The 15,312-nt window shown below is 69.8% G+C and carries 10 protein-coding genes and 1 pseudogene; 4 read left to right on the top strand and 7 right to left on the bottom strand.

Going from position 1 to position 15,312, the window contains the following annotated elements:
- Window positions 1-148: 148 nt before the first annotated feature.
- On the bottom strand, window positions 149-1,912 hold the full coding sequence (hflX, locus tag Leucomu_RS05315; RefSeq protein WP_128386564.1) for a GTPase HflX: 1,764 nt from the start codon (window positions 1,910-1,912) through the stop codon (window positions 149-151).
- Between the two features lie 191 nt (window positions 1,913-2,103).
- Here hflX and Leucomu_RS05310 point away from each other — a divergent pair, with 191 nt between their 5' ends.
- Complete coding sequence (locus tag Leucomu_RS05310; RefSeq protein ID WP_128386563.1) at window positions 2,104-2,715, top strand: class I SAM-dependent methyltransferase; 612 nt, start codon at window positions 2,104-2,106, stop codon at window positions 2,713-2,715.
- A 72-nt stretch (window positions 2,716-2,787) separates the two neighbouring features.
- Here Leucomu_RS05310 and Leucomu_RS05305 read toward each other — a convergent pair whose 3' ends face one another.
- Entirely contained in the window at window positions 2,788-4,479 is a 1,692-nt protein-coding gene (locus Leucomu_RS05305) for a dihydroxy-acid dehydratase (RefSeq protein WP_017884738.1), read from the bottom strand.
- Between the two features lie 170 nt (window positions 4,480-4,649).
- Window positions 4,650-5,375, bottom strand: a complete 726-nt coding sequence (locus tag Leucomu_RS05300; protein WP_128386562.1) for a GntR family transcriptional regulator — start codon at window positions 5,373-5,375, stop codon at window positions 4,650-4,652.
- Here Leucomu_RS05300 and lhgO point away from each other — a divergent pair.
- Window positions 5,323-6,662 (top strand): annotated as a pseudogene (lhgO, locus tag Leucomu_RS05295) (L-2-hydroxyglutarate oxidase). The gene Leucomu_RS05300 and the pseudogene lhgO overlap by 53 nt on opposite strands.
- Window positions 6,659-9,454 (top strand): FAD-binding and (Fe-S)-binding domain-containing protein, encoded by a 2,796-nt coding sequence (locus tag Leucomu_RS05290; RefSeq protein WP_128386561.1) that lies wholly within the window; start codon window positions 6,659-6,661, stop codon window positions 9,452-9,454. Before lhgO ends, Leucomu_RS05290 begins: the two are co-directional and overlap by 4 nt.
- 130 nt (window positions 9,455-9,584) lie before the next feature.
- On the opposite strand, the gene Leucomu_RS05285 is transcribed toward Leucomu_RS05290, so the two are convergent.
- The 4 genes from Leucomu_RS05285 to Leucomu_RS05270 all read right to left on the bottom strand — a co-directional run bounded on the left by Leucomu_RS05285 (window position 9,585) and on the right by Leucomu_RS05270 (window position 14,109).
- Window positions 9,585-9,995, bottom strand: a complete 411-nt coding sequence (locus Leucomu_RS05285) for a carboxymuconolactone decarboxylase family protein (protein ID WP_017884734.1) — start codon at window positions 9,993-9,995, stop codon at window positions 9,585-9,587.
- A gap of 88 nt (window positions 9,996-10,083) precedes the next feature.
- The gene (locus tag Leucomu_RS05280; protein ID WP_164884513.1) at window positions 10,084-11,034 is read right to left on the bottom strand and encodes an NAD(P)-dependent oxidoreductase; all 951 of its coding nucleotides are present in this window, start codon (window positions 11,032-11,034) and stop codon (window positions 10,084-10,086) included.
- 92 nt (window positions 11,035-11,126) lie between these two features.
- Window positions 11,127-12,368, bottom strand: coding sequence for a substrate-binding domain-containing protein (locus Leucomu_RS05275; protein WP_164884512.1), 1,242 nt, complete (start codon window positions 12,366-12,368; stop codon window positions 11,127-11,129).
- A 598-nt stretch (window positions 12,369-12,966) separates the two neighbouring features.
- Window positions 12,967-14,109 carry a mandelate racemase/muconate lactonizing enzyme family protein gene (locus Leucomu_RS05270; protein ID WP_128386558.1) on the bottom strand — a complete coding sequence of 381 codons (1,143 nt, stop codon included), beginning with the start codon at window positions 14,107-14,109 and terminating at the stop codon, window positions 12,967-12,969.
- A 172-nt stretch (window positions 14,110-14,281) separates the two neighbouring features.
- On the opposite strand from Leucomu_RS05270, the gene Leucomu_RS05265 reads away from it, so the two are divergent.
- Window positions 14,282-15,247, top strand: coding sequence for a LysR family transcriptional regulator (locus Leucomu_RS05265; protein ID WP_128386557.1), 966 nt, complete (start codon window positions 14,282-14,284; stop codon window positions 15,245-15,247).
- Window positions 15,248-15,312 lie beyond the last annotated feature (65 nt).

Genomic DNA, 15,312 nt, shown 5'->3' with positions numbered 1-15,312 from the left:
TCGGGAACGTGGGGTGCGCGACCGGGTGCGATCCGCGCCCGGTCACCCACACGCTATCCCGCACCGCCGACGTGGAGTGCGCATGTTGCGCTGTATGAACTACGAAGTGTTACAGCCTTCGAGTCGGCGTCCGCCCCGAAGGCTCCGCCTACGCCAGGTACGGGTCGAGCTTCGCGAGCATCTCGCCCGTCACGTAGGCGCGCACCCGCGTGCCCTGCTCGACGTACTCCGTCGACAGCACGCGGTTGCGCTCGTGCAGCTCGGCCACGAGCTCGCCGCGGTCGTAGGGCACCACCACGGTGACCTCGCGATCCGGAACCGGCAGCGCCGCGTCGATCCGGCGCCGCAGCTCCTCGACGCCCTCGCCGGTGCGCGCCGAGACGAACACGGCGTCGGGGGCGAGGCCGTGCAGCACGAGCCGCTGCGATTCGTCGAGCAGATCGGCCTTGTTGAAGGCCACGATCTCGGGGATACCCTGCGCGTCGACCTCGGCGATCACATCGCGCACGGTGCGCAGCTGGGCGGCGGGGTCGGGGTGCGACCCGTCGACCACGTGCAGGATCACGTCGGCCTCGCCCACCTCCTCGAAGGTCGACCGGAACGCCTCGACCAGCTGGTGGGGCAGGTTGCGCACGAAGCCGACGGTGTCGGCGTAGGTGAAGCGGCGCCCGTCGGCCGTCTCGGCGTGGCGCACGGCCGTGTCGAGTGTGGCGAAGAGCTGGTTCTGCACGAGCTCCTGCGTGCCCGTGAGGCGGTTCAGCAGGCTCGACTTGCCCGCGTTCGTGTAGCCGGCGATCGCGACCGACGGCACCTCGCCCCGCTTGCGGTTCGCGCGCTTCGCGTCGCGGGCGGGGGCGAAACCGGCGATCTGCTTGCGCAGCTTCGCCATGCGGGTGTGGATCTTGCGGCGGTCCAGCTCCATCTTGGTCTCGCCGGGGCCGCGGGATCCCATGCCCGCACCGCCCGAGCCGACCTGGCCACCGGCCTGCCGCGACATCGACTCTCCCCAGCCGCGCAGGCGCGGCAGCAGGTATTCGAGCTGAGCGAGTTCGACCTGGGCCTTGCCCTCGCGGCTCTTCGCGTGCTGGCTGAAGATGTCGAGGATCACCGCGGTGCGGTCGATCACCTTGACCTTGACCACGTCTTCGAGCGCGCGGCGCTGGCTCGGGGCCAGCTCGGTGTCGGCCACGACCGTGTCGGCGCCGACGGCGGCGACGAGCTCGGCGAGCTCCTGCGCCTTGCCCTTGCCGAGATAGGTCGCGGGGTCCGGGTGCGCGCGGCGCTGCAGCAGGCCGTCGAGCACGCGGGCGCCCGCCGTCTCGGCGAGGGCGGCGAGCTCGCGCAGCGAGTTCTCGGCCTCTTCGAGCCCGTGTCGGGCGGAGCCCGTGTAGACGCCGATGAGCACGGCGTTCTCGAGGCGCAGCTGCCGGTACTCGACCTCGGTGACGTCTTCGAGCTCGGTCGAGAGGCCGGCCACGCGCGTGAGCGACGCCCGCTCCTCGCGCTCGAGTCGGATGAGTTCGAGGTCTTCGGCGAGCCGGTCGTGCGCCTCGTCGCCGAGTGCCTGCGCTCCGCCGGTGAGGTTGTCGACGCCGAGGCCGCCGGAGCGCGCCGCCGCGTCGCGGATCACGGTCGCGGAGCCGCCGCGCGCGGCGCGTGCGAGCAGCCGCTCGAGCGGATCGGCGCTGTCGGCCGCGTGGGAGTCGTCATCGGGTGTGCCGGAATCGGCGCCGCTCCGGGCCGCGGAAGCACCGGGTTCGTCGCCTGCGGCGGGTGCCTCGGAGGCGTCGGCCTGCGACGCGGCGTTCGCGGAGTCGGCGCGCTGCGCGCTCTTCGCACCGCGGTCCGCTTCGCCGTTCACGACGACGTCGTCGAGTGCGAGGTCTGATTCTTCTGTGAAGCGTTCTGTCATCTGGCCTCCAGTGTACGTCGGATCATCCCGCGCGTGTCGGCCGTTCGCCCACAGCGCGATCCTCCGCACCCGCCCGTGCTTCGGGGCTCGCCGATATCTCGGACGAGGACGCGGATCCCGGCCCGAGGCATCGGCGCGATCCGAAGGAGCGGCCCGCCACGGCCGCTCCTCGCGCCTGGGATACTGAGTGGGTGACCGAGCACTACTTCTCCGAGGCCCCCGCCGGCGACTACCGCCCCCGCGAGATCGAGGCGGTGCTGGGCGGCTCCCCGCACGCCGTGCTCACCGCGGGCGGCGTCTTCAGCCCGGACCGCCTCGACCGCGGCACGGAGGTGCTGCTGCGCACGGTACCGGGCCTCGAGGAGGCGCCGGAGGGCGCCGTGCTCGACATCGGCTGCGGGTGGGGGCCGATCGCGCTCGACGCGGCCATCGAGGCCCCCGGGCGCGAGGTCTGGGCGGTCGACGTGAACGCGCGATCGCGGGAGCTCACCCGCGAGAACGCCGCACGCCTCGGCCTCGGCAACGTGCGGGTCGCGGCGCCCGATGAGGTGCCGAGCGGCCTCGGCTTCGCCGAGATCCGGTCGAACCCGCCGATCCGGGTCGGCAAGGAGGTGCTGCACGGGATCCTCGCCGCGTGGCTCCCCCGTCTGCTGCCCGGGGGCGCTGCCTATCTCGTGGTCGCGAAGCACCTGGGGGCCGACTCGCTGCAGCGCTGGATCGCGGCCGAGTTCGTAGGGCTCGAGGTGTCGCGCGCGGGGCGCGACAAGGGTTTCCACGTGATCGAGGCGCGGGCGCGGGCGTAGCCGCGGACCCCGTCTCGCGCCTGCGCGGCGCCCGACGCCCGCCGCGGCTGGGATCGCGAGCGCCGGTCGCACTCAGTCGGCGACGAGGAATCCGAGGTCTGCGCCCTCCGGAGCCTGCAGCACGTTGTCGTGGTAGAGCTTGCGGTAGCCGCGCTCCCGCCCGATCGCCCTCGGCTCGGAGGGCGTGCGGCGTGCGAGCTCCTGCTCGTCCACGAGCAGATCGAGCACCCGCCGTTCGACGTCGAGCTCGATGAGGTCGCCGTCGCGCACCAGCGAGAGCGGCCCGCCCTTCGACGACTCGGGCGCGACGTGCAGCACGACGGTCCCGTACGACGTGCCGCTCATGCGTCCGTCGCTGATCCGCACCATGTCGCGCACCCCCTGTTTCGCGAGGTACTGCGGGATGGGCGCCGATCCGGCCTCCGGCATGCCCGCCGCCGCGGGGCCGATGTTGCGCAGCACGATGACGTGGTCCTCGGTCAATCCGAGCGACTCATCGTCGATGCGCGCTTCCAGATCCTCCTGCGAGTCGAACACCGCCGCCGGCCCCCGGTGCGTGTTGAAGCGCCCCGATGCCGCCGCCACCTTCAGCACGGCGCCCTCGGGCGCGAGCGAGCCCTTGAGCGCCACGAGCGCCCCGGGGTCGCCGAGCGGCTCGTCGAGCGTGCGGATCGTCGTCTGCCAGCGCGTGTCGTTCGTCGCCGACTCGATGAGCTCGCCGAGCGTCTTGCCGGTGACCGTCTTCGCGTCCAGCCTGAGCAGCGGCTTCAGCTCGGCCAGCAGCGCCGGCACTCCCCCGGCGATGTGCATGTCGGGCAGGTATCCCTTGCCCGCGGGCTTGCAGTCGACGAGGAGCGGCGTCGCGGCCGACACCCGGTCGAAGTCCTCGAGCGTCAGCCGGATGCCCATGCGCCTCGCGATCGCCGTGAGGTGGATGATGGCGTTCGTCGATCCGCCGATCGCGGAGAGCACGGTCATCGCGTTGTGGAACGAGTCCTCCGAGAGGATCTCGCGCGGCGTGACGGGGTCGCCGATCAGTCGCACGGCCTCCCGACCCGTCCGCACGCCGAGGCGCAGCCGGTCGCTCGATACGGCCGGGGCCGTCGCCCCCGTCGGCAGCATGAGGCCGAGGGCCTCGGTCACGCACGCCATGGTCGAGGCGGTGCCCATGACCATGCAGGTGCCCGACGTGGGGCAGAGCTGCTGGGTCACCTCGGCGATCTCCTCCGCGTCGAGGCCGGCTCCGCGGTAGTCGGCCCACATGCGGCGGCAGTCGGTGCACGCCCCGAGGCGTTCGCCGCGCCAGTTGCCCGTCATCATGGGCCCGACGACGAGGGCGATCGAGGGGATGTCGCTCGAGACGGCGGCCATGAGCTCTGCCGGCACCGTCTTGTCGCAGCCGCCCAGCAGCACCACCGAGTCCATCGGCTGGTTGCCGAGCTGCTCCTCGACCTCCATCGCCATGAGGTTGCGGAAGAGCATCGTCGTCGGGTTCGTCAGGATCTCCCCCAGCGACATCGCCGAGAACACGAACGGGAGCCCGCCCGCCTCGAGCACCCCGCGCTTGACCGCCTCGATCAGCTGGGGCATGTCCCGGTGGCAGGTGGTGTAGTCGGAGGTCGTGTTCAGAATGCCCACGATCGGCCGCTCGAGATCCTCGGCGTCGTACCCCGCGGAGGACAGGAACGCCCGGCGCAGATACTTCGAGAAACCGGGGTCGCCGTACGAGGTCAGACGACCCGCGAAGCCCTTCTGATCCGTCATTCTCTGATCCTTCCTCGGTTCATCGATACGGGGACCCGGGCCTGCGCGAGGCGTGACACGGGCGTGCTGCATTGCTTATTGCATGTTACATGCAAATCGTGTGAAGATGTATCCCACGTCGATCAGAGGGGCGATTTCAGAAAGCGGTGGTGAGACTCATGACGGAGCCGTCAGCTCGGGAACTCGCTCTTGCCGACCCAGTCGAGCAGCTCGGCCACGCGTTCGCGGCTGTACTCCTCCTGGCCCTTGCTCTCCTGGTTGATCAGCAGATATGCGGTGCTGAGAATATGTCGACGGGTGGCGGCCGCAGCCGCGGCCGGGTCCCCCGCCTTCACGGCCGTGAGGATCGCCTCGTGCTCGCCGATGATGTCGTGGGTGGAGCGGCTGTTCGGCACCGTGCCCACCCCGCGCGTCAGCACCACGTTGCGGAGATCCTGCACGATCGAGACGGCTCTCGGGCTGTCGGCGATGCGCAGCAGAGCGAGGTGGAAATCGCGATCCGCGCTCAGGAACTCGTCGTAGTCGGCGTTCTCGGAGGCCCGCTGCATCTTCTCGTGCATGAGCTCGACCTCGGCGAAATCGGACCCCGTGGCGATCTGCGCGGCGCGCGCGATCAGCGGCACCTCGAGCAGCAGCCGCACCTGGAAGACGCCGATCAGCTCGGGAATCGAGGTGCCCACGACGCGGGCGCCCCGGTTCTTCTCGAACTGCACCATTCCCGCCTGGGCGAGCTGGAGCAGCGCCTCCCGCACCGGCGTGCGCGAGACCCCCAGCTCCTTCGCCAGCGCGCTCGTCGAGATCAGCGTGCCCGGTGAGAAGCGTCCGCTCAGAATCGCCTGACGGATGACGCCGACGAGACTGTTCGATGCGGTTTCCCCAAAGACGAACTTCTCCATGAACACCCACTATAGACACAGAAAGCATCGGTTTCGGATCATGTCAACCTCCATAGGTATCGTCGGCGGGGGAATTCTCGGCGCCGCGCTCCTGCACCTGCTGACCGAGCGACATCCGGACTGCTCCTTCACGCTCTTCGAGAAGGAGAGCGCGCCCGCGCTGCACCAGACGGGGCACAACTCCGGTGTCGTGCACGCCGGCCTCTACTACACGCCCGGCAGCCTGAAGGCGACGCTCACGCGCCGGGGGTCGCGCTCGTCAAGGCGTTCGCCGAGCAGCACGGGCTGCCCTACGACGAGTGCGGCAAGCTGCTCATCGCGACCGACGAGGCGCAGGTGCACCGGCTCGAGCAGATCGCCGAGACCGCCAGGGCCAACGGCGTGCCCGGCATCGAGATCCTGCGCACCCTCGAGCAGATCCGCCGCGTCGAACCGCACGCGAACGGCATCGCGGCCCTGCACTCCCCCACCACGGCCATCACCGACTACGCCGCTATCACCCGCAAGCTCCTCGACCTCTCCGAGCAGCGCGGCGCCGAGCTGAGATTCGGCGCGCGGGTGACGGGCGTGACCGGATCCGACAGCGGGGCCGTCGTCGAGGTCGGCGGCGAGCGGCTCGCGTTCGACCGGGTGATCGTCTGCGCGGGCCTGCAGTCCGACCGCATCGCGAAGACCACGGGCGGCGGCCGCTTCCCCGCGATCGTGCCCTTCGCCGGCAGCTACTACACACTCGCCCAGCCCAAGGCCGACCTCGTGAAGGGCCTCATCTACCCGGTTCCGGATCCGGCGTTCCCCTTCCTCGGCGTGCACCTCTCGCGCATGATCGACGGGCGCGTGCTCGTCGGCCCGAGCGCCTTCCTGTCCTTCCGACGGGAGGGTTACTCGAGCCTCTCGTTCTCGCTGCGCGACAGCCTGCAGATCGCCGGCACCGGCGCGTTCTGGAGGTTCGCCGCGCGCAACATCCGCAGCACGGTCCAGCAGCTCGAGGGCAACACCCGACGCGCCTTCGCGCGGCAGTCGAGAGACTTCATCTCCGGCATCGAGCGCCGGGACCTGCTGCCCGGCACGCGGGGCGTGCGGGCGCAGGCGATGCGCTCGGACGGCGCCCTCGAGGAGGACTTCGTCATCGAGCGATCGGGGCGGGTGACCCACGTGCGCAACGCGCCCTCCCCGGCCGCGACCTCATCGATGGCGATCGCCGAGCACATCGCCGACATGATCGGCCTCGGCGCGGGCGGGAGCGGAGCGACCGGGGGCACCTCCGCCGCGGAAGAGCGCCGGGCATGACCGCAGCGACGAGCGAGGCGTACGCGTTCCTCGAGCGCTCGGGCGTCGAGGTCGACCGCTCGAAGCGCAGGCGGGGCGAGTACTCGAGCGACTCGTCGAACTACCGGGTGGTGCCCGAGGCCGTCGCGTTCCCCCGCCACTCCGACGAGATCGAGCTGCTGGCCGAGGCGTCGCGCACGTACGGGGTGCCGCTGACCGCCCGCGGCGCCGGAACCTCGGTGGCCGGCAACGCCGTCGGATCCGGCATCGTCTTCGACACGTCGCGGCACCTGAACACGATCCTCGAGCTCGACCCGGAAGCGCGCCTCGCGCGGGTGGAACCGGGCGTCGTGCTCTCTCAGCTGCAACGGGCGGCGCTGCCGCACGGTCTCCGCTTCGGGCCCGATCCGTCGACCGCGACCCGCTGCACGATCGGGGGCATGATCGGCAACAACGCCTGCGGACCGCGGGCGCTCCACTACGGGAAGACCGCCGACAACGTGCACTCGCTCTCGTTCGTCGACGGCCGGGGGCGCGTCTTCGAGACGGGGCGGATGGAGGGGCTCCCCTCGACTCTCGAGGATCTCGTGCAGTCCGAGCTCGCGACCATCCGCACCGAGTTCGGGCGGTTCGCCCGGCAGGTCTCGGGGTACTCCCTCGAGCACCTGCTCCCCGAGAACCGTCGCGATCTCACGAAGGCGATGGTCGGTACCGAGGGCACCTGCGGTCTCTACACGGAGGCCACGGTGAAGCTCGTGGAGGCGCCCCGCGATCCGGTGCTCATCGTGCTCGGATACCCGAGCATGGTGGCCGCCGCGCGCTCGGTCGTGCACATGATCCCGCACCGCCCCATCGCGATCGAGAGCATGGATCGGCGCCTGCTCGAGTCGGTGCTGAGCCACCGCGCCGGCGTGCGCGTGCCCGAGCTGCCGCCCGGCGACGGCTGGCTGTTCGTGGAGATCGACCGTTCGACGGTCGCCGACGTCGACGCCGCGATCGCTTCGTTCCTCGACGCCTCCGGCACGTCGCACTTCAGGGTCGTCCCGTCGCGCGATGAGGCGCAGGCCATGTGGCGCATCCGAGCCGACGGCGTCGGCCTCGCCGGGCGCACGCCCGACGGCGTCCCCGCCTGGCCGGGCCTCGAGGACGCCGCGGTGCCGCCCGAGCACCTCGGGGACTATTTGACGGAGTTCGACGAGCTCTGCGCGCGCTACGGCATCGAGGGGATGCCGTTCGGCCATTTCGGCGACGGCTGCATCCACGTGCGCCTGAGCTTCCCGCTCGAGCAGAGCGGGGACGTGCTGCACGACTTCATGCACGACGCCGCCAAGCTGATCACGCGCTTCGGCGGGTCGCTGTCGGGAGAGCACGGCGACGGTCGCGCGCGCGGCGAACTGCTGCAGTACATGTACTCGCCCCGAGCGCTCACGCTGATGTCGCGCTTCAAGGACGAGTTCGACCCGCAGAACCTGCTGAACCCCGGCGTCATCATCGATCCGCTGCCGCTCACCTCCGATCTGCGCAGGCCTCAGGCGGCGCCGATCTTCGCCCAGGGCCTCGCGCTGCTCGAGGACGGGGGCGACCTCAGCCGCGCCGCGCACCGCTGCGTGGGCGTCGGCAAGTGCCGCGCCGACAACGGCGAGAACGGCGGGTTCATGTGCCCGTCGTATCAGGCCTCCCGTGACGAGAAGGACTCCACGAGGGGGCGGGCGAGGATCCTGCAGGAGGCCGCGAACGGCACGTTCGTGGGCGGGCTGACCTCACCCGAGGTCGCCGACTCCCTCGACCTCTGCCTCTCGTGCAAGGCGTGCTCGCTCGACTGCCCGGCCGGGGTCGACATGGCCGCACTGAAGTCGGAGGTGCAGCACCAGAAGTACCGGGGCCGTATCAGGCCCGTGAGCCACTACACCCTGGGATGGCTGCCCCGGTGGGCGAAGCTTTCCTCCCCGGCGGCTCCGCTCGCGAACGCCGCGCTCCGCGTGCCGGGCCTCGAGAAGCTGGTGCTCAAGCTCGGCGGCATGGACACCCGGCGCAGCATCCCGAGATTCAAGCGATCGTTCACGAGTGCGCGGAGAGCCGCCCGCGATCGGGCGGGATCGCCGAGCGGCGACGCGGTGGTGCTCTGGGCCGACTCCTTCTCGAACAACTTCTCCCCCGAGATCATGGCCGAGACTCGGAACCTGCTCGAACGGGCCGGCTACCGGGTGATCATCCCCGCTCCGGTCTGCTGCGGGCTCACCTGGATCAGCACCGGTCAGCTCGACGGCGCCAAGAAGCGGCTGACCGGCCTGCTCGACGAGCTCGCGCCCTACGCCGAGCAGGGCATCCCGATCCTCGGCCTCGAGCCCTCGTGCACCGCGGTGCTGCGGTCCGATCTGCTGGAGTTGCTGCCGGACGACCCGCGGAGCGCGGCCGTCGCCGAGCGCACGAGGACCCTCGCCGAGCTGCTGCGCCACCGCTCGGGGACGCACGTACGCATCGACCTGACGGGCACCCGGGTGCTCGTGCAGCCGCACTGCCACCAGTACTCGGTGATGGGCTTCGACACCGACGTCGAGCTCATGCGGCTGCTCGGGGCGGAGGTCGAGACGCTCCCCGGGTGCTGCGGGCTCGCGGGCAACTTCGGCATGGAGGCCGGCCACTACGAGATGTCGGTCGCGGTCGCCGAGAACGCCCTCCTGCCCGCCCTGCGCACGAAGGCCGAGACGACCGTCTTCCTCGCCGACGGCCTCTCCTGCCGCACGCAGGCCGACCAGCTCGGCGCGACAGAGGGACTGCATCTCGGACAGCTGCTCAACCGCGCGATGCGCTAGCCGCGGATCCCGCCGCGCTCGGGGCGCCGCCGCATGCCCGGGTCGGATCCTCTCGCCGCGGCCCGGAGACGACCGCGCGGCCGCGGCGGATCACCTCCGCCGCGGCCGCGCCTCGCTCGGTCCCGGGGGCTCAGACGCCGGAGCCGCCCTCGTGCACGCTGACCTGCGGCTCGACGCCCTCGGCGCCGACGACCTCCCGCCACGCCTCGACGCCCGCCTGGAAGGCGACGATGCCCGCTTCCGGAAGTGCGATCTCGATCGCTTCGAGGATCTCCTGCGCCGACAGCCCGAGGTCGAGCGCCACGCGGATGTGGGACTGGATGTGCCCCTTCGACGCCCGCATCACCGTGAGGCTCACGATGAAGATGAGCTCCTTGGTCTTGCGGTCGAGCAGCCGCTCGTCCAGGTACGCCGCCGACACCACGTGGTTCGCCGCCTGCAGCACGGGGAAGTCGTTCTTGGCCATCACCTTGTGGTAGTCGAGCACGTACCCGCGCTTCTCCGCGATGTCGTTGATGTATGCCTGCGGATCGTCCGTCATTTCCTGTTCCTTCGTCTCTGATGATGCTGCGGTCTCTGGTGGTACTGCGGTTCGGCCGGCGGAGCGCCCCGCCGGCGTGTCGGCCCGGTCACGCCGGGTCCGAGTTCTTCACCTCGACGTACCGCGCGAGCTCGGTGTGATCGAGGGGGCCTCCGGAGACGCTCTCATCGCCGAAGAGCTCGAAGGCGGCCTCGGCGCTCCGCTTGGCCTCGAGCAGGTTCGGGGCGCTGAGCCCGTACCGCTCGATGAGGGTGCTCGCGATGCCGATGTCCTTGAGCATGAGCGAGAAGTAGAAGCCGCTGTCGTAGGCGCCCGTCTCGATGTGCCGGGGGAACTTCACCTCGCTGGCCTGGCTGCGGGCCGTCGAGTGGTTGATCACGTCGAGCATCGTCGCTCGGGCGATGCCGAAGCGCTCGGCCGTGAGCAGCGCCTCGGCGGCCGACACGAGGTTGCTCGCCGAGAGGATGTTGTTGATCGCCTTCGCGGCGTGCCCGGATCCCGGGCCGCCGACGTGCACGATCGCGCTTCCCATGCGCTCGAGCAGCGGCCTCACCGCGGCGAAGGCGTCGTCTTCGGCGCCGACCATGATCGAGAGTTCGCCGGTCTCGGCCCGGGCGACGCCGCCCGACACGGGCGCGTCCACGTAGTCGATGCCGGCTGCCTTCGCGAGCGCGTGCAGCCGCTGCGTGCTCTCGGGCTCCGACGAGCTCATGTCGATGATGCGGGTGCCCGGCCGGAGCGCGCCGAGCAGGCCGGATCCGCCCTCCGAGGGCGCGCCGAGCAGCACCGACTCGACGATCGCGCTGTTCGGCAGCATGAGGATCACCGCGCCGAGGCCCTGCGGCGGGCGTCTGAGGTCGGCGACGGCCTCGGCCCCGGGCAGCTGCGCCACGCGGGCGACGGCCTCGGGGTCGGCGTCGTGCACGAGCACGGGGTGGGCGGCGGTGAGCTGCCGCACCATGGGCGCGCCCATGCGGCCGAGGCCGATGAAGAGCACCGGGCCGGTGAGAGCCGTTCCGCCAGGGGGCGTGTCGTTCATTGTCATTGCACCTTTCGTCCGCGGGTCGTCGGGCCCCGTCGCCGGAGATCACCGGGGCGGGGCGGTCGAAACCCGCCCCGCCCCGAGCCGTGTTATTCGATGGGGAGGGTGGTCAGCACCGGAGCGAGCTTCGGAGCGGGATCACCACCCTCGAACAGATCGTCGTAGTAACTGTCCGGCACCGACTCGCCACCCACCGGCTGCGCCGAGCACACACTGTTCAACGTCATCGCCGGATCGTAGTACTCATCGAAATTGTCAGCCGTGATCACCTGCGGCGGATACAGCAGCGTGTTCACCACCGGCTTCTGACCCGACAGCATCCGCAGCGCGACCTTCATCGCCTCCACGACACCCTGCCCCGCACCAGCCGACAACGAGATCGACTCCGCACCCGTCGACTCCCACTGAGCCATCGCATTGCACGGACCCTCGAACCCGGTCACCGGAACCGCGTCACGACCAGCCTGCGAGAGCGCCTCGTTCACCGGAACGTTGCACACCCCGCCATCCCACACACCCGCGATCTCACCCGGATGCGTGCTCAGATAATTCACCATCTGCGACTTGATCACCGCGGAATCCCACTCACCCGTGATCTCATCCACATTCAGACCGGCGTCCTCGAACGCCAACCGAGCCGCCAACTGCCGCGCCTCCGCCGTCGCCACACCCGGAATACCGTTGCACATCACCACGTTCCCGGAACCGCCCGACGACTCGATCTGATCCACCAGCCAATCCGCAGTCACCTTCGCAGCCGCGAACGCACCGAAATCAGAATGGATCACACTCGTGCACTCCGTACCCGACTGCATCACCACCGTCAGCACCCCGGCCGCCAACGCCTGATCGAACGCCTGGCACACCCCGATCGACGGCGGCTGCATCGCAAGAATCAGATCGCACCCCTGCTGCACCAGACTATTGACCTGATTCGCCATCAGCGTCGCATCATTATCAGCATTCGTGACCGTCATCTCACCCTCGGCAAGACCCTGCGACGCGAGATCCTCCACGAGACCCTGCGCCACCTCCAGACCCTCGATACGCCACGTGTTCCCCTGGAACGAATCCGCGTAGCAGATCTTCCACGGACCCTCCGGAGCCTCATAATCCGCATACGGATTCGGCCCCAACCGAGTACTGTTCCAGAACCCCTCGTAATACTCCTGCACCGACGCCGGAAGCGCCTCGAGCACCTCCGTATCCTGCTCCGTCGGCTCAGCATCACCCGGACGCATCTGCGTATACGCCCCGGCCCCATCACCCCCCCCCGGAGCTCCCGCGATCTCCCCACCGCCCGACGAACACGCCGCCGTGAACAGCAGCATCCCAGAGACCAGAACCGCAGCGACCCTTCCCGCCACGCTCCTGCCTCGAAGCCGATCACCCATCACAGACTCCTAATCCTCATTGATTGGTCGCTCCACACAACGCGAACGCCCTCGTTCTCAAAACCGGGGTGCCCCCAAGAGCACCGTAACACGAATACAGTCGTACCGTAATACCGTATTCCTGCCTGCTGGGATCGTCGCCTTCACTCCGACCCCTCGACTCCGGTGCATCTCGCGGCGCTTCGACACTTCCGAAGACCCTCGACACCCTTGTCGCATTCACAGGAACACCCCCCGAGGGCCGTGCGCGAGAACCGCCACGGGTCACGACCGCCAGACAACTCATCCTGGACGATCATGCCCCTCGGAGCGCCCGCGCTCGAACCCTCGACGGACACGCTAGCAGACATTGCATGCCACATGCTATCTGCAATCTGTTCGTAACCCGATCGAAACCAGTCGCCCGGACAGACGCGGATTCCGGCGGTGCGACCTCTCGTGTCCACCCTCCCGCCGCAGCGCCGCGCCCCCGCATCGGACGAGAGCGACGACCGACGAGCGGAGCACACGCTCGCGATTCCCCGCACCCCCGCCCTCAGCCCTGCGCTCGAGAGAAGAACGCGATCATGTCCTCGTCGAAGGCGACTCCGATGCCGGGCCGGCCGCTGAGGAGCACGGCGCCGTCCGCGTACCGCAGACGCGTCTCCTCCGTCACGATCCGCTCGAAGTTGTAGATATCCTTCTCCAGGATGAAATGCTCGACGGTGACGGTGTTCGGCAGCGCCGCGGCGAGCTGCGCGTGAACGTTCGCGTGCCAGTGGGGCGCCGTGGGCAGATCGAATGCGTCCGCGGCCGCGGCAACGCGCAGATACTCGGTGATGCCGCCGAGCACGCCGACGTCCAGTTGCAGGATGTCGGCGGCCCGGTTCTCGATGAGCTGCCGGAAGTCCCAGCGCGTCTGGTGGATCTCGCCGGTGGCGATCGGAGTCTTCACGCGCCGCACCAGGTCTGCGTGGCCGGCGATCTTGTCCGGTGACAGCGGTTCCTCGTACCACCAGATCTGATGGTCGCTCGCTACGCGCTCGAACTCCCGGATCGCGGCGAGCGCCTCCGGCACATCGGCGTAGGCGTTGTTGGCGTCGATCGCCAGACGGCCGCTGCCGCCGATCACCTCGAGCGCCGCGGCGATGCGCTCGGCGTCGCCCGCGACCGGCAGGGCGCCGACCTTGATCTTGTGGTCGGTGAAGCCCCGCTCGCGATTGAGCTCCATCTCCTCGCGCACGGCTCGAGCCGGTTCGGCCTCACCCGCCAGGTAGTACCCGCCCGATGCGTAGGCGGGGACCGGCGCCGTGACATCGCCGCCGAGATAGGCGGCGAGCGGCAGGCCCGCGCTCTTCGCCTTGGCGTCCCACAGCGCGATGTCGACCGCCGAGAGTGCGCGGATCAGCAGACCGCGCCGGCCGGCGAGCAGCCCCTCCTGATACACGCGGGCCCAGATGCCGGTCACGTCGTGAGCGTCGGCCCCGATGATCAGCGGCGCGATGAGATCCTCGACGACCTTGACGAAGGCCTCTCCCCCGAAGGTTCCCGAGTAGGCGTACCCGATCCCCTCGACTCCCTCGTCGGTCTCGACGTTGATCAACAGGTAGTGACGGGCCAGGATCTCCCGCGTCGAGATTCGCGTCGGCGTCTTGAGGGGCACCCCCACGTCGCGCGCTGAAACGGAAACGATCTTCACGAGAACTCCTTCGGTCGTGCTTCTCTGGGAGCGCGGGCGGGCCGAGAGCCCTGCCACGCGTCTAGATCGACACTAAAGAGCCCCAGAATATTGCACAACGCGATATTCTTGATCCTGACTATCAGTGTTATTGATAGCGAAGGGAAGCGGTGCAGTACGGCGAAAGGTCACGATGAGAGCAGACGTCGACCTCGATCTGCGATGGCTCCGATCCTTCGTCGCAGTGGCGGATCACGGGGGCTTCCAGCAGGCCGCCCTCGAGCTGCGCCTCTCGCAGCCCACCGTGAGCGGGCACCTCAAAGCCCTCGAGCGATCCGTCGGCAGGCCGCTCATCGATCGGCGCACCCGTCCGGTCGCTCTGACGCCCGCCGGAAAGGTCTTCATCAGGCACGCGCGACTCGTGCTCGGCGAGGTCGCAGCCGGCGTACGTCGGCTGCGGAACCAGAACGGAGGCCCCCACCGCGGAACAGTGGTCATCGGCACCTATCCCAGTGCCTCTGCCGGGTACCTCCCGCATCTGACGCGCTTGGCGCGCGGCCTCCACCCCGGGGTCGAGATCCGCCTCGAAGAGATGTCGGGGGGTGAGATGGAGGCCGCCGCCGAGGCCGGTCGTCTCGACGTCTTCCTGCGCCAGGCCGAACCGCCCCTGTCGCGCCGGCGCTACGGCGGCGAACTGCTGTGGCGAGAGCGGTTCCTGATCGCGATCCCCCCGGGGCACCCGTGGGCCGCAGACGTCGACCGGCCGATCGACCCCGAAGAGCTCGTGCACGAGCGCCTCATCATGACCGGGCAGTTCCAGGCCGAGAGTCTGCTCGGGCACCCGTTCTGGCGCGACCTCGGCCGATACCCGGAGGTGCCGCACCGCGTGAGGCACCCGCAGTCGCTGCTCGCACTCGTCGAGCTCGGTTCCGATCCGGGGCTCACGACCGAGCTGCCGGTCGCGCTCTTCGCGGGGGCGGGGGTCGTGTTCCGACCGATCGCCCATCCAGCGGCCGTGCGAGACGTCTACGCCAACTGGCCGCTGTCACGCTCGCTGAGCGGCCCGGCCAAATCGATCGTCGATCTCATGCTGACGCATCCGACGCCGCCGGCGCTGTCCGGCCGCGCGGTCTTCGACGGTCCGATCTCCCCCGAGTAGACGAGTTCGGCGGGCAGCCGGCGTCGCGAGACGCGCCAGCGGCTCGCAGCCGGGTGAAAACGCCG

It is taken from the genome of Leucobacter muris (genome assembly GCF_004028235.1).
GTDB classification, from domain to species: domain Bacteria; phylum Actinomycetota; class Actinomycetes; order Actinomycetales; family Microbacteriaceae; genus Leucobacter; species Leucobacter muris.
The sequence above is the reverse complement of the archived record's forward strand: the minus strand, read 5'-3'. Positions and strand labels throughout refer to the sequence as shown.

Excerpts from the sequence above, each read along its gene's own strand:
- Leucomu_RS05305 (WP_017884738.1), bottom strand. The coding sequence starts at position 4,479 with ATGACGGATCAGAAGGGCTTCGCGGGTCGTCTGACCTCGTACGGCGAC.
- hflX (WP_128386564.1), bottom strand. The coding sequence starts at position 1,912 with ATGACAGAACGCTTCACAGAAGAATCAGACCTCGCACTCGACGACGTC.
- Leucomu_RS05265 (WP_128386557.1), top strand. The coding sequence starts at position 14,282 with ATGAGAGCAGACGTCGACCTCGATCTGCGATGGCTCCGATCCTTCGTC.
- Leucomu_RS05300 (WP_128386562.1), bottom strand. The coding sequence starts at position 5,375 with ATGGAGAAGTTCGTCTTTGGGGAAACCGCATCGAACAGTCTCGTCGGC.
- Leucomu_RS05275 (WP_164884512.1), bottom strand. The coding sequence starts at position 12,368 with ATGCTGCTGTTCACGGCGGCGTGTTCGTCGGGCGGTGGGGAGATCGCG.
- Leucomu_RS05280 (WP_164884513.1), bottom strand. The coding sequence starts at position 11,034 with ATGAACGACACGCCCCCTGGCGGAACGGCTCTCACCGGCCCGGTGCTC.
- Leucomu_RS05285 (WP_017884734.1), bottom strand. The coding sequence starts at position 9,995 with ATGACGGACGATCCGCAGGCATACATCAACGACATCGCGGAGAAGCGC.
- Leucomu_RS05290 (WP_128386561.1), top strand. The coding sequence starts at position 6,659 with ATGACCGCAGCGACGAGCGAGGCGTACGCGTTCCTCGAGCGCTCGGGC.